The sequence below is a fragment of the Pseudomonas sp. NPDC090203 genome (assembly GCF_044746765.1).
Taxonomy (GTDB): domain Bacteria; phylum Pseudomonadota; class Gammaproteobacteria; order Pseudomonadales; family Pseudomonadaceae; genus Aquipseudomonas; species Aquipseudomonas putida_AD.
In genome coordinates, this window is sequence record NZ_JBIVCV010000008.1 from 204120 (window position 1) to 228899 (window position 24780).

At 63.1% G+C, this 24780-nt stretch carries 23 protein-coding genes; 17 read left to right on the forward strand and 6 right to left on the reverse strand.

Annotated elements, in window-relative coordinates:
* The first annotated feature begins 178 nt into the window (after positions 1-178).
* The 3 genes from purD to ACIPO9_RS16070 all read left to right on the forward strand — a co-directional run bounded on the left by purD (position 179) and on the right by ACIPO9_RS16070 (position 5028).
* Positions 179-1474 carry a phosphoribosylamine--glycine ligase gene (purD, locus tag ACIPO9_RS16060; protein ID WP_400782016.1) on the forward strand — a complete coding sequence of 432 codons (1296 nt, stop codon included), beginning with the start codon at positions 179-181 and terminating at the stop codon, positions 1472-1474.
* A 91-nt stretch (positions 1475-1565) separates the two neighbouring features.
* Complete coding sequence (locus ACIPO9_RS16065) at positions 1566-4361, forward strand: response regulator (RefSeq protein WP_400782019.1); 2796 nt, start codon at positions 1566-1568, stop codon at positions 4359-4361.
* Between the two features lie 67 nt (positions 4362-4428).
* Positions 4429-5028, forward strand: a complete 600-nt coding sequence (locus ACIPO9_RS16070; protein ID WP_274134073.1) for a MarC family protein — start codon at positions 4429-4431, stop codon at positions 5026-5028.
* Positions 5029-5030: 2 nt separating this feature from the next.
* Here ACIPO9_RS16070 and cobJ read toward each other — a convergent pair whose 3' ends face one another.
* The 6 genes from cobJ to ACIPO9_RS16100 all read right to left on the reverse strand — a co-directional run bounded on the left by cobJ (position 5031) and on the right by ACIPO9_RS16100 (position 10882).
* The gene (cobJ, locus tag ACIPO9_RS16075; RefSeq protein WP_400782022.1) at positions 5031-6743 is read right to left on the reverse strand and encodes a precorrin-3B C(17)-methyltransferase; all 1713 of its coding nucleotides are present in this window, start codon (positions 6741-6743) and stop codon (positions 5031-5033) included.
* Positions 6743-7477 carry a precorrin-2 C(20)-methyltransferase gene (locus ACIPO9_RS16080; RefSeq protein ID WP_400782025.1) on the reverse strand — a complete coding sequence of 245 codons (735 nt, stop codon included), beginning with the start codon at positions 7475-7477 and terminating at the stop codon, positions 6743-6745. Before ACIPO9_RS16080 ends, cobJ begins: the two co-directional genes overlap by 1 nt.
* The gene (locus tag ACIPO9_RS16085; RefSeq protein WP_400782028.1) at positions 7474-8100 is read right to left on the reverse strand and encodes a precorrin-8X methylmutase; all 627 of its coding nucleotides are present in this window, start codon (positions 8098-8100) and stop codon (positions 7474-7476) included. The genes ACIPO9_RS16080 and ACIPO9_RS16085 overlap by 4 nt, the downstream gene beginning before the upstream one ends.
* Positions 8093-9445 (reverse strand): precorrin-3B synthase, encoded by a 1353-nt coding sequence (cobG, locus tag ACIPO9_RS16090; protein WP_400782031.1) that lies wholly within the window; start codon positions 9443-9445, stop codon positions 8093-8095. Before cobG ends, ACIPO9_RS16085 begins: the two co-directional genes overlap by 8 nt.
* A gap of 101 nt (positions 9446-9546) precedes the next feature.
* The gene (locus ACIPO9_RS16095; protein WP_400605470.1) at positions 9547-9915 is read right to left on the reverse strand and encodes a hypothetical protein; all 369 of its coding nucleotides are present in this window, start codon (positions 9913-9915) and stop codon (positions 9547-9549) included.
* Complete coding sequence (locus ACIPO9_RS16100) at positions 9908-10882, reverse strand: hypothetical protein (RefSeq protein WP_400782034.1); 975 nt, start codon at positions 10880-10882, stop codon at positions 9908-9910. Before ACIPO9_RS16100 ends, ACIPO9_RS16095 begins: the two co-directional genes overlap by 8 nt.
* A 228-nt stretch (positions 10883-11110) precedes the next feature.
* Between ACIPO9_RS16100 and cbiE the strand changes: the two genes are divergently transcribed.
* From cbiE to ACIPO9_RS16170, 14 genes are all read left to right on the forward strand, one after another.
* The gene (gene cbiE / locus ACIPO9_RS16105) at positions 11111-12313 is read left to right on the forward strand and encodes a precorrin-6y C5,15-methyltransferase (decarboxylating) subunit CbiE (RefSeq protein ID WP_400782037.1); all 1203 of its coding nucleotides are present in this window, start codon (positions 11111-11113) and stop codon (positions 12311-12313) included.
* Positions 12313-13410, forward strand: coding sequence for a cobalt-precorrin-5B (C(1))-methyltransferase (locus ACIPO9_RS16110; RefSeq protein WP_400782039.1), 1098 nt, complete (start codon positions 12313-12315; stop codon positions 13408-13410). Before cbiE ends, ACIPO9_RS16110 begins: the two co-directional genes overlap by 1 nt.
* Positions 13407-14123, forward strand: a complete 717-nt coding sequence (locus ACIPO9_RS16115) for a cobalt-precorrin-6A reductase (RefSeq protein WP_400782041.1) — start codon at positions 13407-13409, stop codon at positions 14121-14123. The genes ACIPO9_RS16110 and ACIPO9_RS16115 overlap by 4 nt, the downstream gene beginning before the upstream one ends.
* A gap of 115 nt (positions 14124-14238) precedes the next feature.
* Positions 14239-14589 carry a hypothetical protein gene (locus ACIPO9_RS16120; protein WP_400782043.1) on the forward strand — a complete coding sequence of 117 codons (351 nt, stop codon included), beginning with the start codon at positions 14239-14241 and terminating at the stop codon, positions 14587-14589.
* Positions 14590-14645: 56 nt separating this feature from the next.
* On the forward strand, positions 14646-15071 hold the full coding sequence (locus tag ACIPO9_RS16125) for a DUF2946 domain-containing protein (RefSeq protein WP_400605479.1): 426 nt from the start codon (positions 14646-14648) through the stop codon (positions 15069-15071).
* A 53-nt stretch (positions 15072-15124) separates the two neighbouring features.
* Positions 15125-15598 carry a copper chaperone PCu(A)C gene (locus ACIPO9_RS16130; RefSeq protein ID WP_274136253.1) on the forward strand — a complete coding sequence of 158 codons (474 nt, stop codon included), beginning with the start codon at positions 15125-15127 and terminating at the stop codon, positions 15596-15598.
* A 38-nt stretch (positions 15599-15636) separates the two neighbouring features.
* On the forward strand, positions 15637-16071 hold the full coding sequence (locus ACIPO9_RS16135; RefSeq protein ID WP_400782135.1) for a DUF2946 domain-containing protein: 435 nt from the start codon (positions 15637-15639) through the stop codon (positions 16069-16071).
* 86 nt (positions 16072-16157) lie between these two features.
* A complete protein-coding gene (locus tag ACIPO9_RS16140) occupies positions 16158-17531 on the forward strand; it encodes a PepSY-associated TM helix domain-containing protein (RefSeq protein ID WP_400782046.1) in 1374 nt (457 codons plus the stop codon).
* 482 nt (positions 17532-18013) lie between these two features.
* Positions 18014-19279: an urea ABC transporter substrate-binding protein gene (gene urtA, locus ACIPO9_RS16145; RefSeq protein WP_400782048.1), complete on the forward strand. Its 1266-nt coding sequence runs from the start codon at positions 18014-18016 to the stop codon at positions 19277-19279.
* A gap of 163 nt (positions 19280-19442) precedes the next feature.
* Complete coding sequence (gene urtB / locus ACIPO9_RS16150; RefSeq protein ID WP_400782051.1) at positions 19443-21035, forward strand: urea ABC transporter permease subunit UrtB; 1593 nt, start codon at positions 19443-19445, stop codon at positions 21033-21035.
* Positions 21035-22114, forward strand: coding sequence for an urea ABC transporter permease subunit UrtC (gene urtC / locus ACIPO9_RS16155; RefSeq protein ID WP_400605487.1), 1080 nt, complete (start codon positions 21035-21037; stop codon positions 22112-22114). Before urtB ends, urtC begins: the two co-directional genes overlap by 1 nt.
* A complete protein-coding gene (urtD, locus tag ACIPO9_RS16160) occupies positions 22111-22965 on the forward strand; it encodes an urea ABC transporter ATP-binding protein UrtD (RefSeq protein ID WP_400782053.1) in 855 nt (284 codons plus the stop codon). Before urtC ends, urtD begins: the two co-directional genes overlap by 4 nt.
* A gap of 171 nt (positions 22966-23136) precedes the next feature.
* Positions 23137-23835 (forward strand): urea ABC transporter ATP-binding subunit UrtE, encoded by a 699-nt coding sequence (urtE, locus tag ACIPO9_RS16165; protein WP_400782055.1) that lies wholly within the window; start codon positions 23137-23139, stop codon positions 23833-23835.
* Between the two features lie 49 nt (positions 23836-23884).
* Positions 23885-24730: an urease accessory protein UreD gene (locus ACIPO9_RS16170; protein ID WP_400782058.1), complete on the forward strand. Its 846-nt coding sequence runs from the start codon at positions 23885-23887 to the stop codon at positions 24728-24730.
* The last annotated feature ends 50 nt before the right edge of the window (positions 24731-24780 follow it).

Sequence of the window (24780 nt, forward strand, 5' to 3'; positions counted from 1 at the left end):
CGGCTGTCGGATTGCACGCCATCTCCTGTAGGAGTGAGCTTGCTCGCGATGCGATGTGCCAGACGCTGAATGTGCATCGGCTGTACGGTCCTATCGCGAGCAAGCTCACTCCTACAGGGTCTGCGCACCGCAGATACAAGGCGACACCCACAGAATTAGCGTCATCGAGGTTTTAGACATGAACGTACTCATCATCGGCAGCGGTGGCCGTGAACACGCGCTGGCCTGGAAGGTCGCGCAGGATCCTCGCGTGCAGAAGGTTTTCGTCGCGCCGGGTAACGCCGGTACCGCCATCGAGGCCAAGTGCGAGAACGTCGCTATCGACGTGCTGGCCCTTGAGCAACTGGCCGACTTCGCCGAGAAGAACGTTTCGCTGACCATCGTCGGTCCAGAAGTGCCGCTGGTGGCGGGCGTGGTCGACCTGTTCCGCTCCCGTGGCCTGGACTGCTTCGGTCCGACCAAGGGCGCAGCGCAACTGGAAGGTTCGAAAGCCTTCACCAAGGACTTCCTGGCGCGTCACAAGATTCCGACTGCCGATTACCAGAACTTCACCGAGATCGAGCCGGCCCTGGCCTACCTGCAAGAGAAAGGCGCACCGATCGTCATCAAGGCCGACGGCCTGGCTGCCGGTAAAGGCGTGATCGTCGCCATGACCCTGGCCGAAGCCGAAGAAGCCGTGCGCGACATGCTCGCTGGCAACGCCTTCGGTGATGCCGGTTCGCGCGTGGTCATCGAGGAATTCCTCGACGGCGAAGAAGCCAGCTTCATCGTCATGGTCGACGGCAAGAACGTGCTGCCAATGGCCACAAGCCAGGACCACAAGCGAGTCGGCGACGGCGACAGCGGCCCGAACACCGGCGGCATGGGCGCTTATTCCCCGGCGCCAGTGGTCACTGCCGACGTGCACCAGCGCGTGATGGACCAGGTCATCTGGCCGACTGTCCGGGGCATGGCCGAGGAAGGTAACGTTTATACCGGTTTCCTCTATGCTGGTCTGATGATCGACAAGGCCGGGAACCCGAAAGTCATCGAGTTCAACTGCCGCTTCGGCGATCCGGAAACCCAACCGGTGATGCTGCGCCTGCAATCGAGCCTGGTCTTGCTGGTCGAGGCTGCATTGGCGCAAGCTCTGGATAAAGTGGAAGCCCAGTGGGATCCGCGTCCGAGCCTGGGCATCGTGCTGGCCGCCGGCGGTTACCCTGGCGACTACGCCAAGGGCTCGGCGATCGACGGCCTGGACGTAGCAGCGAGCCTGCCGGGCAAGGTGTTCCACGCCGGTACCGCACTGAAAGATGGCCAGGTGGTCACTTCCGGTGGTCGTGTGCTCTGTGCGACCGCGCTGGGCGACAGCGTAGGCGATGCACAGAAACACGCGTACGAACTGGCTGCAAAGATTGACTGGCAAGGCTGTTTCTACCGCAAGGACATTGGCTACCGTGCCATTGCCCGGGAACGCGGCGAACATCTGGAGTAAGTCCAGGCCGGGCAGTCATCCCCTGGATGGCTGCCCGATCATCCTGTGCCGCCCCAGAGTAAACTGGCTTCATTCACGAAGGGATTTCGCCGTGCGCTGGCTCAGGATTGCCACTTGTTTGATCATCACGATGATGACACTGCTCTGTGTACCCACGGCAAACGCCGAGGTCAGTGCAGGCTGGTCGACGCTTGTCGACGATCAGGCCAACCTTCAGCTCAGCGACATTCGCTCCCCCCATTACGATTCCCAGTTCAGCCCGGTCGAACTCGACCAGGTTCGCGCCATCAATCGCGACTCCGCGTTGTGGCTGCATTACCGCCTCGCCCCCACCGACCACGAACAGCTGGTGCGCATCTTCGCCCCTGACCTGGCCACGGTGGACATGTACGTGCTGGACGGCGAGAACCTCGTGGACCATTCGCGCTCCGGCAACAAGGTCCCGCGCGCCGCGCAACCCTTGCCTTCCATCGACTTCCTGCTGCCCGTGCCCCAGAGCGAGCGGCCGCTGGACCTGTATCTGCGGCTCAAGTCCGAACAGGAACTGCGCCCCAACATCTCGCTGGAAGCAGCCGTGGATGTTGCCGCCGATGAGCGTCGCCCGCTTTTGCTGGGGTTGTTCTTCGGCTCACTGATCATGCTGATCGTGCAGAACATCACCCGCTACGCCCAGTCACGCTCGGTCAGCAGCCTGTGGCTTGCCGCCTGCGAGGCGTTTCTGGGGCTCAGTGCGCTGCTCCTGCTCAACCTGCAGGCGCCCTGGCTGCCTCACTGGCACCTGGCACAAACCCCGAGCGCGCACCTGGCGCTGTTGCTCGCGGCCGCCACGGGCCTGATCTACACCTACTGTTTCTTCATTCAGCGGGGGGTAGAGTCGCTCAACCGATTGCTGATGAGCGTGCTGCTGGTGGTCGGCTTTGGCGGGCTGCTGGTGCTGTTCGTCAACACCCTGCCGCTGAACATCCTGACCTTCCTGCTGGTGGCGCTGACGACGCTGACCATCACGCTGGTCTCGATCTATCACCTGCAGAAAGGCTACGCGCCGGCGCGTCCGTTCGTCATTGCCATGATCGTCTTCAACATGGGCAATCTGGTGATCCTGCCCGCTATGCTCTGGCTGACCACCATACCCGCGCAGACCCTCATCATCGCGGTGCTGGGCATGTTCTGCCTGTGCGGGCTGCTGATGAGTATCGCCCTGAGCGAACGGCATCGCAGCATCACCGAAGACAACTTCAGCATCAGCCGCGAGCTTGCCGCCAGCACCGCCGAGATCAACGCCAAGGCCGAGTTCCTGGCCAAGATCAGCCACGAAATCCGCACCCCCATGAACGGCGTACTCGGCATGACCGAGCTGCTGCTGGGCACCCCGCTGTCGGTCAAGCAGCGCGATTATGTGCAGACCATTCACAGCGCCGGCAATGAACTGCTGACGCTGATCAACGAAATTCTCGACATCACCAAGCTCGAATCCGGGCAGATCGAACTGGACGACGTGCAGTTCGACCTCAACGCGATGATCGAAGACTGCCTGAACATCTTTCGCGCCAAGGCCGAGCAGCAGAGCGTGGAGCTGATCAGTTTCATCCAGCCGCAGGTACCTCGGGTCATCAGCGGCGACCCTACGCGCCTGCGCCAGACGCTGCTGAGTCTTCTGGAAAACGCCCTGAAGAAGACCGACGAGGGCGAAATCCTGCTGGTGGTGGCGCTCGACTCGCGGGGCGGCAAACCCCGGCTGCGCATCGCCGTGCAGGACAGCGGCACGCCGCTGACGCCCAAGGAACGCGATGCGCTGCTGCACGCCGAACTGCACAGCAAGAACTTTCTCGCTGCCAGCAAGGTGGGCGGACACCTGGGCCTGGTGATCGCCCGCCAGTTGATCCTGTTGATGAATGGCGAATTCGGCATCCAGAGCGGCAGCAATCAGGGCAGCACCCTGTGGCTGAGCCTGCCGCTGGACCCGGAGCGCCTCGAACAGCCGCCGTCGGATCTGGACAGCCCGCTCAAGGGCGCGCGGGTGCTGGTGGTCGACGACAACGACACCTGTCGCAAGGTGCTCGTGCAGCAGTGCAGCGCCTGGGGTCTGAACGTCAGCGCCGTGCCATCGGGCAAGGAAGCGCTGGCGCTGTTGCGCACCAAGGCGCACCTGCGTGACTACTTCGACATCGTCCTGCTCGACCAGAACATGCCCGGCATGACCGGCATGCAACTGGCCGCCAAGATCAAGGAAGACCCGAGCCTTAATCATGACATCCTGCTGATCATGCTCACCGGCATCAGCAACGCGCCGAGCAAGGTCATCGCGCGCAACGCCGGGGTCAAGCGGATCCTGGCCAAACCGGTGGCGGGCTACACCCTCAAGACCACGCTGGCTGACGAACTGAACCAGCGCAACAAGGGGCAGGCGCCGTTTCCGCCGGCACCGAACCTGATCCCCGAAATCGACGTGCCCAGCGACTTCCGCATTCTGGTGGCCGAAGACAACAGCATCTCCACCAAGGTGATTCGCGGCATGCTGGGCAAGCTCAACCTGCAACCCGACACGGCCAGCAATGGCGAGGAAGCCTTGCGCGCCATGAAGGCCCAGCGCTATGACCTGGTGCTGATGGACTGCGAAATGCCGATCCTCGACGGCTTCTCGGCGACCCAGCAACTGCGCGCCTGGGAGATGGGCAATCAGCGGGTGCGCACGCCGGTGGTGGCGTTGACCGCGCATATCTTGGCCGAGCACAAGGATCGCGCCCGCCAGTCAGGCATGGACGGGCACATGTCCAAACCGGTCGAACTGTCGCAGCTGCGCGAGCTGGTCGAATACTGGGTCGAGCAGCGAGCCCTGCAGCAGGCAGGCATCGCCTCGGATGACCAGGACCGCTACCAGCAAAACTGACACCGCCCTCAAGCGCGGCGCCTGATAGACTTGCCCCGTCCCGAGTCTGCCGCCAAGAGCCGATACCATGCTGCATGTGCTGTTCAGCGTTTACCTGAAGATGCTGGTGCTCTATAGCCCGTTCTTCGTCCTCTCCTGCTTCATCAGCCTGAGCCGCGGTTATTCGCGCAAGGAACGCCGCTACCTGGCCTGGAAGATCGCCTTCGCGACGCTGGTGTCCAGCGTGCTGCTGTACCTGTTCGGGCGAGTGATCTTCGGCGTGTTCGGCATCACCGCCGATGCCTTCCGCATTGGCGCGGGCAGTGTGCTGTTCATTTCGGCGCTGGGCATGGCCCAGGGCAAGTCAGGGGTTCAGACCGACAATGTGCAACAGGATGTCGCCATCGTCCCCCTGACCATCCCGATCACTGTCGGCCCCGGCACCATCGGCGCCTTGCTGGTCATGGGCGTCAGCCAGCCGCACTGGGATGACAAGCTCACGGCGATCGTCAGCATTGCCCTGGCCAGCTTCACCGTTGGCGTGGTGCTTTACCTGTCCAACAGCATCGAGCGAATCCTGGGCGACCAGGGCCTGCAGATCGTCAGCCGGTTGATGGGGCTGTTCGTCTGTGCCCTGGCCGCGCAGATCATCTTTACCGGCATCAAGGGCTACCTGCTGCCGGGCTGACATCACTTCGCAGGCTTGGCGCCGTACCACCTTGGCGTGTAGACCCACGCAGTGCCGTCGGCGCGGGGGAACACGCAGGTCAGCGAAGACCCCACCAGCACCATGGTGCGCATGTCGACCGTCTCCGGCGTGAGCTCACCCAGGGTGACGACCCGTAGCGTCTGGCCCGGACGACCGATGTCACGCCCCAGCGTCACGGGTGTTTCAGGGGAACGATGCTGACGCACGATTTCCAGCGCACGGCCAAGTTGCCAAGGGCGAGAGCGGGAAATCGGGTTGTAGAAGGCCAGCGCCAGGTCAGCCTGACAGGCCAGGTCCAGACGCTTTTCGATGATGTCCCAGGGCTTGAGATTGTCCGAGAGCGACATCACGCAGAAGTCATGCCCCAGCGGCGCGCCCGCCTGAGCGGCCGTTGCCAGCGAGGCTGAAACGCCGGGCAATATCTCCAGATCGACTGTGTGCCATTGCGGGTTGTCCGATTCATGCAGCGCTTCGAGCACTGCAGCGGCCATGGCGAATACCCCGGGGTCCCCGGACGATACCACCACCACCGAACGACCTTGGGCAGCCAGTTCGAAGGCGTGCCGGGCGCGCTGCATCTCTTCACGGTTGTCGGTGCAATGCAGCACCTGGTCCGGGCGGAAAGGTCCGGCCATGCGCACATAGGTTTCGTAACCCAGTACGTCATTGGCGCGGGCCAGTTCAGCCTTGACCGCAGGAATCATGAACTCGGCAGCACCCGGGCCCAGGCCGATAACGGCCAGTCGCCCACGGGGGCGTCCGATCTGCTCGATGTCCAGAGGCTGCTGACCGACAGCAATCGCAACGCCTTCGACTGGCGTGATCGGCAACAGCAACTGCGGCAAAGCCTGCTGCGCCATCTCGCTCGCCGATGCCGCAGCGGTGAAGCGCATGGGCACGCCCAAGTCTTCAGCCGCAGCGCGCAATGCCGGGTCGGCCATGTGCTCCTCGCTCGCCAGCAGGCAGGCTAGCGCCTGCACGGCGATGCGTGAATCGTGCAGGGTGGCCCGGACCACCTGCGCCAGGTTCTCCAGCGTGCCGTCCACCGCCACCAGCACATTGCGCGGGTAGATCAGCAGCTCATGGGCTGAGGGCTCGCGCTCGGCGTAGCCCACGTGAATCGCCAGTTGCGCCTGATCGCTTTCAGGCAGTTGCGCCTGGGCCAGCCACGGCGCGGCACCTTCGATGCGCACGCTCTCGCCAGACAGCAGATCGGAGACGAAGCGCTTGCCCAGCTCCAGGTCGCCCAGCGCGTAGCCGGCCGGTGGGTTGAGCAGGCAGGTGCCAAAGCGCAGCTCGCCGCTGGTGGTAATGGCTGGCGCAGTATCAAGCCCTGCGGCGATTTCCCGGGCCATGACATTGACCCCGCCCAACCCGCCGAGCAGCGGCACCACGGCGCTGCCATCTTCGGCCACGGCCAGCACCGGCGGCTCGGCGCCCTTCTCCAGCAACACCGGCGCCAGCGTGCGAATGACGATGCCCGCAGCGCACAGGGCGATGATCGGTGTGTCCTGCTGGTACAACTGGCGCAGGGTTGCACCGAAATCGGCATAGCTGCGATCCGCCCCTTCGACGCGCTCGGCCAGGCCGTGAATCAACGCCTGTGGGTAGATCTGCTGAATCCTTCGCGCCGTCGCCAGCGCGCCCTTGCCCAGAATGACGATGGCCGGCGCTCTCATGTTCGAAGCCCCCATCAGCCCTGCCACCTTTCACCGGGAACGATGATCAGCGAGAAGTAGGGCGAAGAGGTCGGATCGACCTCGGCCAGCGGCACGATCTTCTGATTGCTCATGGTCGCGCGCTCCACGTACAGCGCGCGCTCTGCCAGGCCAGCGTCCACCAGCACCTGACGCACCTTGGGCAGGTTGCGCCCCAGCTTCATGATGACCGCGGCATCGGCGTCCACCAGCTTGCGCTTGAGTTCGTCAGCCGAGAGCACGCCAGACAGCACCGACAGGCTCTGGTTGCGATACACCAGCGGCGCACCGAGCACCGAAGCGCCACCCAGCATCGAGCAGACGCCCGGAATCACCTGGGCCTCGTAGCGCTCGGCGAGGCGATCGTGCAGGTACATGTAGGAGCCGTAGAAGAACGGATCGCCTTCACAGATCACCGCCACGTCGCGCCCGGCATCCAGGTGCGCGGCCACGTCCAGGCTGGCGGTGTCGTAGAAATCACTGATGATCTGCTCGTAGGACATCGGCTCGGGCAACACCTCGGTGGTGACCGGGTACACCAGCGGCATCAGGGTTTGCGCGTCCTGCAAGTGTCCTTCGATGATGCCGAAGGCGTTGCCTTTCTTGCCCTTGGCGACGAAGTAGGCCACCACCGGCGACTCGCGCAACAGGCGCAGCGCCTTGACGGTAATGAGTTCCGGATCCCCGGGCCCGACGCCCAACCCGATCAGACGACCACGAGCCTGCATCATTCGACCTCCGTGGCCAGTGCGTTGACCGCCGCAGCCGCCATCGCGCTGCCGCCGCGACGGCCCTGCATGATGACGTACGGCACGCCACGGCTGTCGGCAGCGAGCATGTCCTTGGACTCGGCCGCGCCAACAAAGCCCACCGGGAAGCCAAGAATCAGCGCGGGCTTGGGCGCACCGGCGTCGATCATTTCCAGCAGGTAGAACAGCGCCGTCGGCGCGTTGCCGATCACCACCACCGCACCTTCCAGATGCGGGCGCCACAGCTCCAGCGCCGCCGCCGAACGGGTGTTGCCCAGCTCCTGGGCGAGCGCCGGCACGCCTTCGTTCTTGAGGGTGCAGATCACCTGATTGTTGGCCGGCAGACGGGCGCGGGTCACGCCCTCGGCGACCATGTGCGCGTCACACAGGATCGGCGCGCCGGCGGCCAGCGCCTGGCGCCCCGCAGTACCCGCGCCAGGGGAGAACCGCAGGCCGTCGACCGCATCGACCATGCCGCAGGCGTGAATCACCCGCACGGCGAGCTTTTCCAGATCGGGCGGGATCCTGTCGAGGTTGGCTTCGGCGCGAATGATCGCGAAGGAGTTGCGATAGATCTCCTGGCCGTCGCGGATGTAATCAATCATCGGTGTTGCTCCGTGAGTCGGCGGTCAACAACGCACCGACTGCTTCAATAGTGAGGTCTCGCCCACGCAACTGGCCGAAACCCGGCGCGTCTGCGTGGTGAAAATAAAGGTCGTAACGCCCGGCGCTCACCGCAAGCAGGGTGATCGGCGCGGTATGGGCAGCGGCGCAGGAGCGCTCGCAACCGGAAAGGTGTACAGCCCGGACCACCGAATGTCCTTGCAGACAGTCGGCCAGTTGCAGCGCGTCGGCCTTGGTGTCGGCCAGGCCCTTTGCGCACGCAGCGGAACCGGTACAGGCGATCACCTGCGCCAGGGCCTGGCCGGCATGGACCAACAGGCCTGCGAGGGCCAGACCCTCAAGCGCCAGCGCGACCCGAGCGGTGGGCACATTGCGCAGCATCAGGCTCTGCCAAGGTGTCATCACCAGCGCGCCGTCGCCCAGTTCCTCGGCAAGCCTCGCGGCACCGCGCAACATGGACGGCGTCAAACGGCCCAAAGGCACGACACCACCGACACAGGCCAGATCGGCCTGCACCTGAGGGTAAACGCCGATATGCGCATTGGCCTTGTCGGGCGCTCGCTTGCGAGTAGTGACGGCAGGGCCGGTCATCAACGGCACCGACAGCCGCGAAGCCAGATCTGCGAGCAACTGCTCGACAGAGACTTCCTGCAACAGATGCCGCATACGCGCCTGATCGGGCCGGGCACGGTCAAGGAACAGCTCAAGCACGGCGACCACCAACTCATGGCCTGCCGCAACCGGCACCGCAGCCAGCGGCGAATCCCTGGCAGGACAACCGGCCAGGCCGAAGCCCAGCAGCGTATCGCCCTCGACCTGCAATGCAGACAGCCACAAATCGTGCGGATGTTCGAGCATCGCCAGGCCTTCGCCTGCGTCCAGCGACAGGGCGAACTTGGCCGACAGCTCGTGAAAACGGGGGTGATTCTCCAGCGAGTGCAGAATCTGCGCAGCAAGCGGCCGAGCATCGAACAACTGCTGCGGATCGACGCCAGCAGCAGGGCTGAGCATCAGGTTACGAACGTCATCGCTGGCAGGATTTTTCGGGCCCAGGCCCGCATCGAGCAGGGCTGCGATCAAGCCGTCATGATCGGCCCCGATGCCACGAATCTGCAGATTGCCCCGATTGGTCGCCTCGATCACGCCGCCGGCAAAACCCTCGGCAGCATCGGCCACCGCCAACGCCTGACTGGTCGTGATGACACCGCCCGGCAACTTGATCCGGCAGATCCCGCCATCCAGCGCCGGCACGATACGCAACAACCCCGGACAAGCCGAAGGGCGCAGAGGCGTAGCAGACGGGCGAGCGGACAACGGCTCGGACAAGGGATCACCTGACAGGGACGGGCTGGAAAGCGCCATATTATGCCTGCTTTGACGCCGGGCATGAAAAGGCGGTTGGTCGGCTGGCCGTCTACGTGTGGCTATCAGCAGAATTTGTCTAGAGAATAGAGGAACAACAGCACGGCGAGGGTAACTCCGTCTACTCGCATAGGTATGCAGATCCATCGCCGATGAGCTTTGGAAATGTTGTTGACCTCATTGATGTCGATCAGCCCCTTCCTTTCAAGCAAACGAGTGGATGTAAGCGCCAGATTGACCATGACATACCGATGGCTCCAACCATGTAGTCCTGTCCCCCAGAACGCTTTAGCGTCCGTCACAATCCTGCAGTTTTCAAGTTGCTGCTCGACTTTGGGAAGGACTTTCCACTGAACGTACAACGACACCGCACAACTGAACAGTAACAACAGAGTGTCTCCAAAAAGTATCCAGCGCAGGAAGTCTTTATTCATCTCCCAACAGCTCATAGAGCATTGTCCCCATCATGCCTCCGCTTGAAGAGCCTGCGCTTCCGCTGCCCCACCCACCAACTGCCGCGCCAGCGATCCCGCATACAGCGATACTTGCCCCACGACTGGGCCCCGCTAGCCGTAGACACAATTGTGCAAAGGCTCTTTCACCAATCCTGCCACCGGCCATCGACGCTGGTATGCCCAACATCATCTTCCCCACCTCAACAAACTTGGCCCTTGTGCATTCCTGCTCACGCCCGGAGGAACACGCCTCGGAGATTTCCATTGCACCTGCGCCCAGATCCAGCGTGACCCCGACCAACGTTCCTGCGCTCAAGTTGCGCGCAACGTTATTAATGCGCTTAAGGTTCTTGGCGTAATCGCGAATTTCTCCGTTCGCCCAGTAGCGCTTGCTGGAAATCCCGAGCATCTTCTTGATCGTCGAGTTGTTTCTCAGTCCAGTACCCCAGCGTCCGATGCCCCGCAGTTGCCCATCGAGTACCGTGAACAGCTTCTGCCGATGGGCTACGAACTGATCCTTGGTGAAAACGCCGGAGCGCCACTTCTGGTAGGTCCCGTTGATCTCTTTCAACGTGTCCTGCACAGCGTTCAGGTGCGTCGCCCATCCCGAGGTCACGCTGCCAACGCCTATGGAGCCGTAGGACATGATGTTCTGCAAAAGGTCATAGTTCTGGACCGCGGCATGGGAACTGGCGGCATTGCTCGGCATCAACGTCTGGCGCACATCCCGGGCGTAGGACATCAACTGTTGCTCATGGGGCGTGCACATGCTGGTCGATTCGTCCCCCAGGAGAATCAGCTCCCCCGGCAGAACATTGAGCCCAAGGCCCAGATGGGCGTTGAGCTGATCGAACTTGGTCCGGGCGTGACCTCTGAGCAGCACGCTGTCCCTGTAGCCGGACAGGTTTTGCGAGCGGTCATTGATGAAGGCATAAGGTCCAAACATGGAAGGATCAACCTGATCGTCGGCACGAATGACCGGAAGATAGATTCATGGTTTGGAGCCTGTCATTACACAGAGGGCTTAAAACGGCGCGCTTACGCGACTTTCGGAAACGCCCCACAAGCTGCTTCATAAAGCCTTACAAAACGGGGCCTTTGGCGCGGTATCATGCCGACCTTATCCACAGGCCACCCAGACCGGCCTGTGGCAGATTCAGGTTGAGGGCAATACATGTCGCCGTGGCTGACAGTCGTGGGAATCGGTGAGGACGGCTTCAAGGGGTTGGGCAGGAATGCCCGGCATGCGTTGTTGCAGGCTCGGCAGGTGTTTGGCAGTTCGCGCCAGCTGGAGCTGCTGCCGCCTTGTATTCAGGCCGAGCGGCACCAGTGGCCGAGCCCGTTTTCCCTGCACCCGGTGCTGGAGCTGCGTGGGCAGCCGGTCTGTGTGATCGCCAGCGGCGATCCAATGCTCTACGGCGTGGGCGTGAGTCTGTCGCGTCAAGTGCCTGTCGAGCAGATGCGGGTGATCCCTGCGCCTTCTTCCTATTCCCTGGCCGCCGCTCGACTGGGCTGGGCGTTGCAGGATGTGGTGACGCTGTCTGTGGTGGCTCGCCCGTTGGCGGCGCTGAATGCGCAACTGCATCACGGCTTGCGCCTTCTGGTGTTGAGCAATGACGGCACGAGCCCCGCTGCGATTGCCGCCCTGCTGCGTGATCGCGGATTCGGCCCCAGTCATATGACGGTGCTGGAGCACCTCGGCGGGCCAGTTGAGCGGCGCATCGAGGGCATCGCCAACGAGTGGTCGAACCCGGAAATTGCGGCGCTGAACCTGGTCGCCATCGACTGCCGCGCCGCGCCCGACACCCTGCGCCTGTCGCCCCTGGGCGGCCTGCCGGATGACGCCTTTCGCCATGACGGCCAGTTGACCAAACGCGATGTGCGCGCCATTACGCTGGCCCGCCTCGCTCCGGTTCCCGGGCAGCTGCTATGGGATGTCGGTGCGGGTTGCGGTTCCATCGGCATCGAGTGGATGCGCGCTCACCCGACCTGCCGCGCCGTGGCCATCGAGGCCAATGAAGAGCGGCAACAGTTGATCGAATTCAACCGCGACGCGCTGGGCGTGCCCGGCCTGCAACTGGTGCGCGGTCGGGCGCCAGATGCCCTTGAAGGGCTGGAGCACCCGGATGCGATTTTCATCGGCGGCGGCGTGACCCGCGCTGGCGTGCTGGACACTTGCTGGCAACAGTTGCGCCCGGGCGGGCGGCTGGTGGCCAACGCCGTCACCCTGCAAAGCGAAGCGATGCTGGTCAACTGGCGCGAGGCCCATGGCGGCGAATTGACCCGCGTGCACCTTGCGCATTCCAAGCCACTGGGCAAGTTCGACACCTGGCGTCAGGCGCTGCCGATCACCCTGCTCGAAGCGATCAAACCCTGATGCGCGAAGAAACCGCCGAACAACCCGCGCCCCTGCGCAGCGGGCTGACCACAGGCAGTTGCGCCACGGCGACCTCGCTGGCGGCGGCGCGCCTGTTGCTGGCGGACGAGACCAACGATGCCATCGAGATCACCCTGCCCAAGGGCAAGCAGGTGACGATGCGCCTGGAGTTCTGCCGCCCACTGGCGAGCGGCGCCGAGGCCGGCACGATCAAAGATGCCGGCGATGACCCGGACGTCACCCACGGCGCGCTGCTGTATTCCCAGGTGCGCTTGATATCCGAACCCGGCGTGCGTTTTGTCGCAGGCCCGGGCGTGGGCACCGTAACCCGGCCTGGCCTGGTGCTGGGCGTGGGGGAACCGGCGATCAACCCGGTGCCTCGGCGAATGATGACCGAACACCTGACGGCACTTGCCACCGAACGAGGCTATGCAGGTGGCTTCGAAGTGACGGTCTGCGTGAACAACGGCGGCGAGCTGGCACTCAAGACCATGAACCCGCGCTTGGGCATTCTTGGCGGGCTGTCGATTCTAGGCACCAGCGGCATCGTGCGGCCGTTCTCCTGCGCGGCCTACATCGCTTCGATTCACCAGGGCATCGATGTGGCCAGGACCAACGGCTACCAGCACATCGCCGCCTGCACCGGCAACGCCAGCGAAGACACCATGCGCCGGGTCTACCAGTTCCCCGACATCGCCCTGATCGAGATGGGCGACTTCGTCGGCGCCGTGCTAAAGCACCTGCGCAAAGTGCCTGTGGATAAACTCAGCCTGTGCGGCGGCTTCGGCAAGATCAGCAAACTGGCCGCCGGCCACATGGACCTGCACAGTCGCCACTCCAGCATCGACCTTGAACAATTGGCGCAATGGGCGGCGGATGTAGGCGCGGATGCCGGGTTGCAACAAGGCATTCGAGAAGCCAATACCAGCCAGCAGGCGCTGGCCATGGCCTCGAAGGTCGGCGTGCCGCTGGGAGATGCGGTGTGCCAGCACGCGCTGGATTTCGCCCGCAGCGTGGTGCCCGCCCAGGTGCAGGTGGAAGTCTTCGCCATCGACCGTCAGGGCGGCATCGTCGGCCACGCAGGAGCCCTCACATGAAACGCATCTTGTTGCTGGGCGGCGTGACCGAAGCGCTCGCCATCGCCCGAACCCTGGGGCCTGAACACGTCTACAGCCTGGCAGGTGTAGGCCGGGTGCCGTCTGATCTGCAATGCCAGGTGCGGGTCGGCGGGTATGGCGGCGCCGAAGGCTTGGCGCAATTCGTACATGACGAAGGGATCAGTCTGATCCTCGACGCGACTCATCCCTACGCCGCGCAGATCAGCTTCAACGCAGCGACTGCCGCAAAACTCACGGGTATTCCCTGCTGGGCCTTGCGTCGCCCCGCGTGGCAGGCAGGCCCGGATGACGACTGGCGTGAAGTGGCCAACTGGGCCGAACTCATCTCCGCCCTCGCCCCCTTCAAACGCCCCCTGTTCACCCTGGGCCGCGAGCCGCTGGAACACCTGCACGAAATCCCCGAACACCAGTTCTGGACCCTGCGCGCCCTCGACACCTACCCCGACAACGAGCGCTGCGAAGTCATCGGCGCCCGCGGGCCGTTCCGGATCGAGGACGAACGCGAGTTGTTCGAACGTCGCGATATCGACGTGCTGATCAGCAAGAACAGCGGCAGCAGCGCCACCGAGCCCAAGCTGGACGTCGCGCGGGAGCGTGGTGTGCCGGTGCTGGTACTGAAACGGCCGGTGTTGGTGGGGGTGGATCGGGAGTTTGGGAGTGTTGCGGAAGTTCTAAACGCAATAACTATGTAACTCCTCAGACCTTGTGATCGAGCGCAAGCTATCAAGCTCAGCGTATGGTCGGCGACGAATTGGCCTCGTAACCTTAGCTCATGCGCACACGCACTAATGCACAGGAAAAAATGCCATGAGGCTCACCCGATCAGTGAAAGAAACGATCTTCGAGAGAATGCAGAAAGACGCTGAGTTTACAGAAGGGGTTTCGGATCAGGCTCGCGAACTCTGTCAGCGCGGAGAGATGACAACGGCCATTCTCTTGCAGAAAGATCTTGAAGAGTGCCCCCATCCGATTTTGCCTGAACGGGAGAGTTTTGCGCCGTTCAATGTCGCCGAGTATCTGGAAACACCCGATGATATGGACGGCTATCTGAAAGCTTGCCGCGAACTCGATCCAGGAGATGGCTCGCTTGTGAGGAAAGCGGAGCAAAACATTGCATTAGCCGTGGCCCGCCTATCCGGAATCAAGGCCCATCCCTGACCCCGCGACATAACGCCGCACTCAGTCTTTTTACATCTCCCCATCATTCAGGCTAAATGGCCGACATGAACACACAACAACAATCCCTACAGAGCTTCAAGCGGCGCCGGGCCTTTGCCTGGATTGCGTGCTTTGCGCTCCTGTTCGGGATGTTGGCGATGCCCATGACGCCGACCATGCCGCGTACGCAGGGTGAGCAGGTGTTGTGGGGCAGTTTCTGTACGAGCAATGGCCCGCGCCTGGTGGCAACGAACATTGCGCCGGCCGACCAGCAGGCGCCGGACCGTTCCGATCACGGGGTGATGCAGCATTGCCCGTGTTGTTCCGGGGCCTTGACGATGGTGGCGGTTCCGGCCGGTAACCAGCTCGGTTTCCTGACCTTCGTGCAGCCCGTTCGTCTGCCGGATGTGCTGGTGGTTTTCCACGCGCCTCCCCGCATTCTGTGGCCCAGCCTCAGTCCCAGAGCCTCTCCTCGCGTCTGATCGTTCGTTCACGCCGTACTTCGCGTATCTGAATGGATTGAGAGAGGTCACCCATGCTGAAAAAATTCCTGTTGCTGGCAGCGCTGCTGATGCCGGCCTGCTATGTTGATGCTCATGAGTATGCAAAAGGCCATCTAGCTATCGCCCACCCTTGGTCGATGGAGCTGCCGCCGAATGCGCCCACGGTTGCGGCGTATTTCGTGATCAGCAATGCAGGTCCCGACGCCGATCGCCTGACCGGTGTCGACAGCCCCATTGCCGGCACCGCTCAATTGCACGAGCACGTGAACAGAGACGGCCTGATGAAGATGCAGCAAGTCGAGACGGTGGACATCCCGGCCGGCGGCGCGGTGACCTTCGCGCCCATGGCTTACCACGTCATGCTGCTGGATCTGAAGGACCGCTCGAAGCTCGTTGATGGGCAGAAATTCCCGCTGACCCTGCACTTCGAGAAAACCGGCGACGTGACCGTCGATGTCATGGTGCAGAAACAGGCACCAGACGCAGCTCCGGCCCACGTTCATTGATGGCTTTTGACCGTCGAAGCTGAAGCGCCATGAAACCCGTGCCCGCGATCCGCGCCCAGTCCGCCCCAGCATCCCGCAACACGCCGGCTGCCTGGCTGAGCCTGTTCGCCATGCTGATGATCTTCATCGGCCCGCTGATTTCCCAGTCGATGCCGATGGAGCATCACGCGGGAATGTCGATGCCGGCCGGCATGGACATGGCTGCGCCAATGAAGGCCGCCTCGGCAGACCACGGCGGGCACCACGCCACCGCGCCTGAGGTTGCAGCCCCAGACCACGTGATCTGGGCCAAATGCGGTTATTGCACCCTGTTGTTCAGTTGCCCGGCGTTGACCCAGACCCTGGCAGTGGCGGCCCCCATCCCGCCCAAACCCGCCGATTTCTATAATGCGGCCCCACAACAGGGCCACGCCCAGCGCAACATCTTTCCCAACGCCCGTACCCGCGCCCCGCCCCTCGCCTCCGTCGCCTGAACCCTGAAAAAAGATTCCGTATCCGCTGGCCACTTGCGTGCGCCCGCGCGCTGCGCCGTGTTCTTCCCTGACGGGAGCGTTGCATCATGTCCAAACCAAACGTGTCGTTCTATAACCTGGCGTGGCGCTGGCATTTCTATGCCGGCCTGTTCGTCGCCCCTTTCATGATCATGCTGTCGCTGACCGGCATGATTTACCTGTTCAAGCCCCAGCTCGATTCGCTGATGTACAGCGACCTTTTGACCGTCAAACCGGCGCATCACATGCTCAGCGCCGACGAGCAACAACAGCGCGTGCTTGCGGCTTATCCACAGGCACCGATCAGCAAGTACCTGCCGCCAGTGAATGCCGAAAGCAGCGCGCAGTTCGTGATCAAGCAGGACGGCCGCGAAACCAACCTGTTCATCGACCCCTACAGCGGCAAGATCCTCGGCACCCAGGACGCCAAGAGCAACCTGCAGGCCATGGCCCGTGAGATCCACGGCGAGCTGATGATCGGCACCGTCGGCGATCGGCTGGTGGAGCTGGCTGCCGGCTGGGGCATCGTGCTGGTGGTGTCGGGCCTGTACCTGTGGTGGCCGAGGGGGCGCTCGCCGGCTGGCGTGCTCTGGCCTCGCGTCACTGCACGCGGTCGGGTGTTGTGGCGTGACCTGCATGCGGTGACCGGTTTCTGGGGTTCGGTGGCGCTGCTGTTCATGCTGCTCAGTGGCATGACCTGGACCGGCATGTGGGGCAAGGTCTACGCCGATGTCTGGAACACCTTTCCGGCGGCGATGTGGAACGACGTGCCCAAGTCCGACAGGCAGGCGGGCGATCTGAACACTGCTGCCGTGCAGACCGTACCCTGGGCCATGGAAAACACGCCGATGCCAGTGTCTTCGGGTGATCACGCCGAGCACATGAACCATGGCGGCATGTCCAGCGCCCCGGCGGCCCCTGTCGTCACCCTGCAACGGGTGGTGGACATCGCCAGTGAACGCAAGATCGAGCCCGGCTACAGCATCAGCGCGCCGAAAACCGCCGACGGTGTATTCACGGTGTCGGTGTTCGCCGACGATCCGCGCAACGACGCCACCCTGCACATCGACCAATACAGCGGCAAGGTGCTGGCCGACGTGCGCTATCAGGATTACAGCACGGTATCCAGGGCCACCGAGCTGGGTGTGATGCTGCACGAGGGCAAGATGTTTGGCTGGTTCAACCAGTTGGTCATCCTGTTCATCTGCCTGATGGTGCTGCTCAGCTCGGTGAGCGGGATCGTGATCTGGTGGAAACGCCGCCCGCAAAACGGCTTTGGCGTCCCGCCGCTGCGTCATGATCTGCCACGCTGGAAAATTGCGACTATCGTGATGATTGTCCTGGGCGTTGCCTTCCCGCTCGTCGGGATTTCCATGCTGGCTGTGTGGCTGCTCGATCGGATAGCCCTTTCGCGCTTTGCCAAAACGGCGGCAACAGCTTAGATTGCGTCCTGCGGGGCCTGGAACCTTTTTGAGTGGTTTAGTGATGAATTCCTCCTCATTTCCGGTTTCAGGCCCCGCCCTTGTTTTTACCTCCGCGTGTACGACCTGTAGGAGCGCGCTTGCCCGCGACCTGCCGGGTACCGGCAGTAAAACCTGACGCCGCACTCCGTCCGACGCACCGCATCAACCGAATTGCGACGACTTCGTCGCCGTTCGCGGGACAAGCCACGCTCCTACAGGTCAGTGGTGCAGCCGAAATCCTGTCGACCTCGTCAACTTCCCCGCACCACATCGGCGCAACCTGCGCACCACGGCACCCTGCTGATCCCACATTGGTGCAAACCGCTTCCTGAATGTTTCGAACCCCTTTGATTTTTCGGCATTTTCTGCCTTGGCCCAGCCTTTGCTATGAGCTCTTCAGCCTCAACTCCCGGCACCGCCAACCGCCGTCATTTCAAAAAATCGAAGAATGGAGCTAGCCAATGAAGCGTCGCAGTTTGCTTAAAGCGTTCACCTTGTCCGCATCGATCGCCGCCATGGGCATGACCTGGACCGTTCAGGCCGCCGAGACCATCAAGGTCGGCATTCTGCATTCTTTGTCCGGCACCATGGCCATCTCCGAGACGTCGCTCAAGGACATGGCGCTGATGACCATCGACGAAATCAACGCCAAGGGCGGCGTCAATGGCAAGAAGCTGGAAGCGGTGGTGGTGGACCCTGCGTCCAACTGGCCGCTGTTCGCCGAGAAGGCCCGTCAGTTGCTGACCCAGGACAAGGTCTCGGTGGTGTTCGGTTGCTGGACCTCGGTGTCGCGCAAATCGGTATTGCCAGTCTTCGAAGAGCTGAACGGCCTGCTGTTCTACCCGGTGCAATACGAAGGCGAAGAAATGTCGCCAAACGTGTTCTACACCGGCGCTGCGCCTAACCAGCAGGCGATTCCCGCAGTCGAGTACCTGATGAGCGAAGACGGCGGCGCGGCCAAGCGCTTCTTCCTGCTGGGCACCGACTACGTCTACCCGCGCACCACCAACAAGATTCTGCGCTCGTTCCTGCACTCCAGAGGCGTGAAGGACAGCGACATCGAAGAGGTCTACACCCCGTTCGGCCACAGCGATTACCAGACCATCGTGGCCAACATCAAGAAGTTCTCGGCAGGCGGCAAGACCGCTGTGATCTCCACCGTCAACGGCGACTCCAACGTGCCGTTCTACAAGGAACTGGGCAACCAGGGCCTGAAAGCCACCGACGTACCGGTGGTGGCCTTCTCGGTGGGCGAGGAAGAACTGCGCGGCGTGGACACCAAGCCGCTGGTGGGCAACCTGGCCGCCTGGAACTACTTCGAGTCGGTCAAGAATCCGGTGAACACCAAGTTCGTCGCCGACTGGAAAGCCTACGCCAAGGCGCACAACCTGCCGAACGCCGACAAGGCGGTGACCAACGATCCGATGGAAGCCACCTACGTGGGCATCCACATGTGGGCCCAGGCGGTCGAGAAAGCCAAGTCCACCGATGTGGATAAAGTCCGTGAAGCCATGGCCGGCCAGACTTTCGCCGCGCCGTCGGGCTTCACCCTGGAAATGGACAAGACCAACCACCACCTGCACAAGCCGGTGATGATCGGCGAGATCAAGGCCGACGGTCAGTTCAACGTAGTCTGGAAAACCAAGGAGCCACTGCGCGCCCAGCCTTGGAGCCCGTTCATTCCGGGCAACGACAAGAAGCCGGATTATGCGGTGAAGAGTAACTAAGCAACGCGCTGTCGGGTCGGGGCACGCCCTCGACTCGACGCAATTTCCTTGTAGGAGCGCGCTTGCCCGCGACGGCGGTGGGTCTGTGTCATCGAGGTCGCCTGACACACCCCGTCGCGGGCAAGCGCGCTCCTACAGGACGCCGACACCAAGGCCAAACGATATGCCCAGATCTCTCCACCACCTCATCCTTACCCTGTGCCTGCTGCTGCCTTTCGCAGCCCATGCCAGCGATGCCGGTGACTTTGTCGCCGCCGAGTCCTCTCAACGTGCCGAACTGCTGGAAGCCTGGGCCGCCAAGCCCGACCCGGCGCGCGTTGAACTGCTGGTTGCCCTGCAGGAAGGCCGCGTGGCCGCCGACAGCAGCAACCGCGCCTTCATCCAGAACAGCGATGACAGCTTCACCGCCGTCGATCCAGCCGCACCGGCACTGGCCGACGCGCCCAATCCCGACGAGCCGCAAGCGATCAGCCTGAACAACCGCCTGCGCGGCCTCGTGGAAACCGCGCTGGCCAGTCACCAACTGCTCGCCGCCGACGCCAAACTGCGCCTGGCCGCCGCGCTGACACTGCAAAAGAGCGCCCGCCCTGCCCAACTGCAACTGCTGATGCAGCAGGTCGCCGCTGAAAAAAACGATGCCGTGCACTCGGCCCTGAGCCTGGCGCTGGCCAATCTGCAACTGGTGGACTCAAGCCCGACCGTGCGCCTGGCCGCCGTGCGTCTGTTGGGCGAAACCGGCGACCCGCTGGCCCGCACGCGTCTGCAGAACCTGCTCGAACCCAACGTCGAAACCGACCCCACCGTACGCCTCGCGGCCGAGACCAGCCTGGCGCAGGTCAAACGCAAGCTGATGATCGGCGAAGTGATCGGCCAGGTGTTCAGCGGCGTTTCGCTCGGTTCGATCCTGCTGCTGGCAGCATTGGGGCTGGCGATCACCTTTGGCCTGTTGGGCGTCATCAACATGGCCCACGGCGAAATGCTGATGCTCGGCGCCTACGCCACCTATGTCGTGCAACTGATGTTTCAACGTTACGCGCCGGGTGCGCTGGAGCTGTATCCGCTGGTGGCGCTGCCGGTGGCGTTCTTCGTAACGGCCTGCATCGGCATGGCGCTGGAGCGCACGGTGATTCGTCACCTGTACGGCCGCCCGCTGGAAACCCTGCTCGCCACCTGGGGCATCAGCCTGATGCTGATCCAGTTGATTCGCGTGGTGTTCGGCGCGCAGAACGTCGAAGTCGCCAACCCCGAGTGGCTGTCCGGCGGCATTCAGGTGCTGCCGAACCTGGTGCTGCCGTACAACCGGATCATCATCATTGGCTTCGCGCTGTTCGTGGTGGTGCTGACCTGGCTGCTGCTGAACAAGACCCGTCTGGGCCTGAACGTGCGCGCCGTGACCCAGAACCGCAACATGGCCGCCTGCTGCGGCGTGCCCACCGGGCGTATCGACATGATGGCCTTCGGGCTCGGCTCCGGGATCGCAGGCCTTGGTGGCGTGGCTCTGAGCCAGATCGGCAACGTCGGCCCTGACCTGGGCCAGAGCTACATCATCGACTCGTTCCTGGTGGTGGTGCTCGGCGGTGTCGGGCAACTGGCCGGCAGCGTGATGGCGGCCTTCGGCCTTGGCATCGCCAACAAGATTCTCGAACCGCAAATCGGCGCAGTGCTGGGCAAGATCCTGATCCTGGCGCTGATCATTCTGTTTATCCAGAAACGTCCGCAAGGGCTGTTCGCGCTCAAAGGACGGGTGATCGACTGATGAACCAGCCATTGATGGTTACCGCCGCGCAACGCGCTGGCACCAAAGTCACGATCTCGGTGGGCGTGGTCATCCTCGCCCTGCTGATCGCCCTGCCGCTGCTGTCGCTGCTGCCCGAAGGCAATAGCCTGCAAGTGTCGGCCTACACCCTGACGCTGGTAGGCAAGATTCTCTGCTACGCCATCGTCGCCCTGGCGCTGGACCTGGTGTGGGGTTACGCAGGCCTGCTGTCGCTGGGCCACGGCCTGTTCTTCGCCCTGGGCGGTTACGCGATGGGCATGTACCTGATGCGCGAAGCCTCGGGCGACAGCCTGCCGGCCTTCATGACCTTCCTGTCGTGGACCGAGCTGCCGTGGTACTGGGTCGGCACCCAGCACTTCCTCTGGGCCCTGTGCCTGGTGGTGCTGGCGCCAGGATTGCTGGCGCTGGTGTTCGGCTTCTTCGCCTTTCGCTCGCGGATCAAGGGCGTGTATTTCTCGATCATGACCCAAGCCCTGACCTTCGCCGGGATGTTGCTGTTTTTCCGCAACGAAACCGGCTTTGGCGGTAACAACGGCTTTACCAACTTCCGCAGCATCCTGGGCTTCAGCATCACTTCCCAGGGCACGCGGGCGGTGCTGTTTCTGCTCACGGTGGCCCTGCTGGTCGGCAGCCTGTTCGTGGGCTGGCGCCTGGCGCGCAGCAAGTTCGGCCGGGTGCTGACCGCCGTGCGTGATGCAGAGAACCGCCTGATGTTCTGCGGCTACGATCCGCGTGGTTTCAAGCTGTTCGTCTGGGTGCTGAGCGCTGTCTTGTGTGGCCTTGCGGGCGCGCTGTATGTGCCCCAGGTCGGCATCATCAACCCCAGCGAAATGTCGCCGACCAACTCCATTGAAGCCGCCGTGTGGGTCGCCCTGGGCGGGCGCGGCACGCTGATTGGCCCGCTGCTGGGCGCAGGCCTGGTCAACGGCATGAAGAGCTGGTTCACCGTGGCCTTCCCGGAATACTGGCTGTTCTTCCTCGGCGCGCTGTTCATTGTGGTGACGCTGTACCTGCCCAAGGGCGTGATCGGCCTGCTCAAGAAAAGGGGAGAACAATGAAGAGTTCACCAACGCCGGCTTTCGACCCGGTGCTTGATCCCAACAGCGACGCCGGCACCAGCCGCGACGCCATCGGCCTTGGCCAGACGGCAGGCCGTGGCCTGAACACGCTGCACGGCACCATCCTGACCCTGGAAGACATCAGCGTCAGCTTCGACGGCTTCAAGGCGCTCAACGACCTGAACCTGTACATCGGCGTGGGCGAGCTGCGCTGCATCATCGGCCCCAACGGCGCGGGCAAGACCACGCTGATGGACGTCATCACCGGCAAGACCCGCCCCTCCCACGGCAAGGCCTGGTTCGGCGAGACGCTGGATCTGACCCGCATGAGCGAGGTGCAGATCGCCCAGTCCGGCATCGGCCGCAAGTTTCAGAAACCCACGGTGTTCGAAGCCTTGAGCGTGTTCGAGAACCTGGAGCTGGCGCAGAAGACCGACAAATCGGTGTGGGCCAGCCTGCGGGCCCGGCTCAATGGCGAACAGCGCGACCGCATCGACGAAGTGCTGGAAACGATCCGCCTGGGCACCTCGCGCTCGCGTCCGGCGGGATTGTTGTCCCACGGCCAGAAGCAGTTTCTGGAGATCGGCATGCTGCTGGTCCAGGACCCGCAATTGCTGCTGCTCGACGAGCCGGTGGCAGGCATGACCGACGCCGAAACCGAATTCACCGCCGAACTGTTCAAGAGCCTGGCGGGCAAGCATTCGCTGATGGTGGTCGAGCACGACATGGGCTTCGTCGGCACCATCGCCGACCACGTCACTGTGCTGCACCAGGGCAGCGTGCTGGCCGAAGGGTCGCTGGAAGAAGTGCAGGCCGATGAGCGGGTGATCGAGGTTTATCTGGGCCGCTGATACCCCGTAGCAGCACGGCTTGCCGGCGGGAGCGGTGGGTCAGGCAATCCAGTGTGGGCTGACACACCGCCCCGCCGGCAAGCCGTGCTGCTACGAGAGTGCGTACTCCGGCCCGCTTTTTCTTGCAGCTTGAAGCTTGCCGCTTGAGGCTGATGAATCGAGGAAATCAAATTGTTAACCGTTAATCAGCTTCATCAGTTCTACGGCGGCAGCCACATCCTGCGCGGCCTGTCTTTCGATGTGAAGATCGGCGAAGTCACCTGCCTGCTGGGCCGCAACGGCGTGGGCAAGACCACCTTGCTCAAGGTCCTGATGGGCCTGCTCCCGGCCAAGGAAGGTGCGGTGCAGTGGGAAGGCAAGCCGATCACCGGTTTCAAGCCGCATCAGCGCGTGCACGCGGGCATCGCCTACGTGCCACAGGGCCGGGAGATTTTCGGGCGGCTGACCGTGGAAGAAAACCTGCTGATGGGCCTTTCCCGCTTCCCCGGTTCCCAAGCCAAAGAGGTGCCCGCGTTCATCTACGAGCTGTTCCCGGTGCTGCTGCAGATGAAGCATCGCCGTGGCGGCGACCTCTCGGGTGGCCAGCAGCAACAGCTTGCGATTGGCCGAGCACTGGCCAGCCGCCCTCGCCTGCTGATTCTCGATGAACCTACAGAAGGTATTCAGCCGTCGGTCATCAAGGAAATCGGCGCCGTCATCAAGAAGCTCGCCGAGCGTGGCGACATGGCGATTCTGCTGGTCGAGCAGTTCTACGATTTTGCCGCCGAGCTGGCCGACCAGTACATCGTCATGTCCCGTGGCGAGATCATTCAGCAGGGCCGTGGCGAGAACATGGAAGCCGAAGGCGTGCGTGGTCTGGTGACCATTTGACGCGCCGATCGGCTAAGGTAGACGCCTTCGAAATACGATAACCAAGACTATGAATCTTCCTGCCCACACCGCCCTGTTCACCCCCAGCTGGCACGCCGAGCTGGCGCTGGGCTATGGCCGTTTCGGCGACAGCACGCGGCCGGTCGAGCGCCGCCACAAGGGGCCCCTGCGGGTGCAGAAACACCTGTATGCCGAAGGCCCTGAGGTGTGCCAGCACATCATCGTCCACCCGCCCGGCGGCATCGCCGGGGGTGACCGGCTGGACATCAGCGCCACGGTCGGCCCCGATGCCTGGGCGCAACTGACCAGCCCCGGCGCGGCCAAGTGGTATCGCGCGGCGGGGCCTGCGTATCAGCAACTTGAGCTGAAGGTCGCGGCAGGCGCAACCCTGGAATGGCTGCCGCAGGAGACGATTGTCTTCAGCCAGGCCAAGGCCGAACTGACCACGCGCATCGAGCTTGAAGGCGATGCCCGGCTGTTCTACTGGGACGTGGTGGCCCTTGGGCGGCCCGCCAGTGGCGAGCGTTTCGATCAGGGCCACTTTCAGGCGCATCTGGACATTCGCCGCGACGGCAAGCTGTTGTGGCATGAGCGCCAGCGCATTACAGGCGACGATGGCCTGCTGGATTCGCCGATCGGGCTGGACGGCAAACCGGTGTTCGCGACGCTGATCGTGACCGGAGAAATAGACGCAGAACTGCTGGAGCGGTGCCGTGAACGGGCTGAGCATTCTCCGGTACGTGGCGACCTGAGCCAGTTGCCGGGGCTGATCGTCGCCCGCTGCCTGGCCGACGAAGCGCTGCATGCGCGAGCCTGGCTGATTGAATTGTGGAAGCTGCTGCGCCCGGCCCTGCTTGGCCGCGAGGCGGTGGCGCCGAGGATCTGGAGTACCTGATCGCCGCCAAACCGTTGTAGGAGCGCGCTTGCCCGCGATGCGTTGTGCCA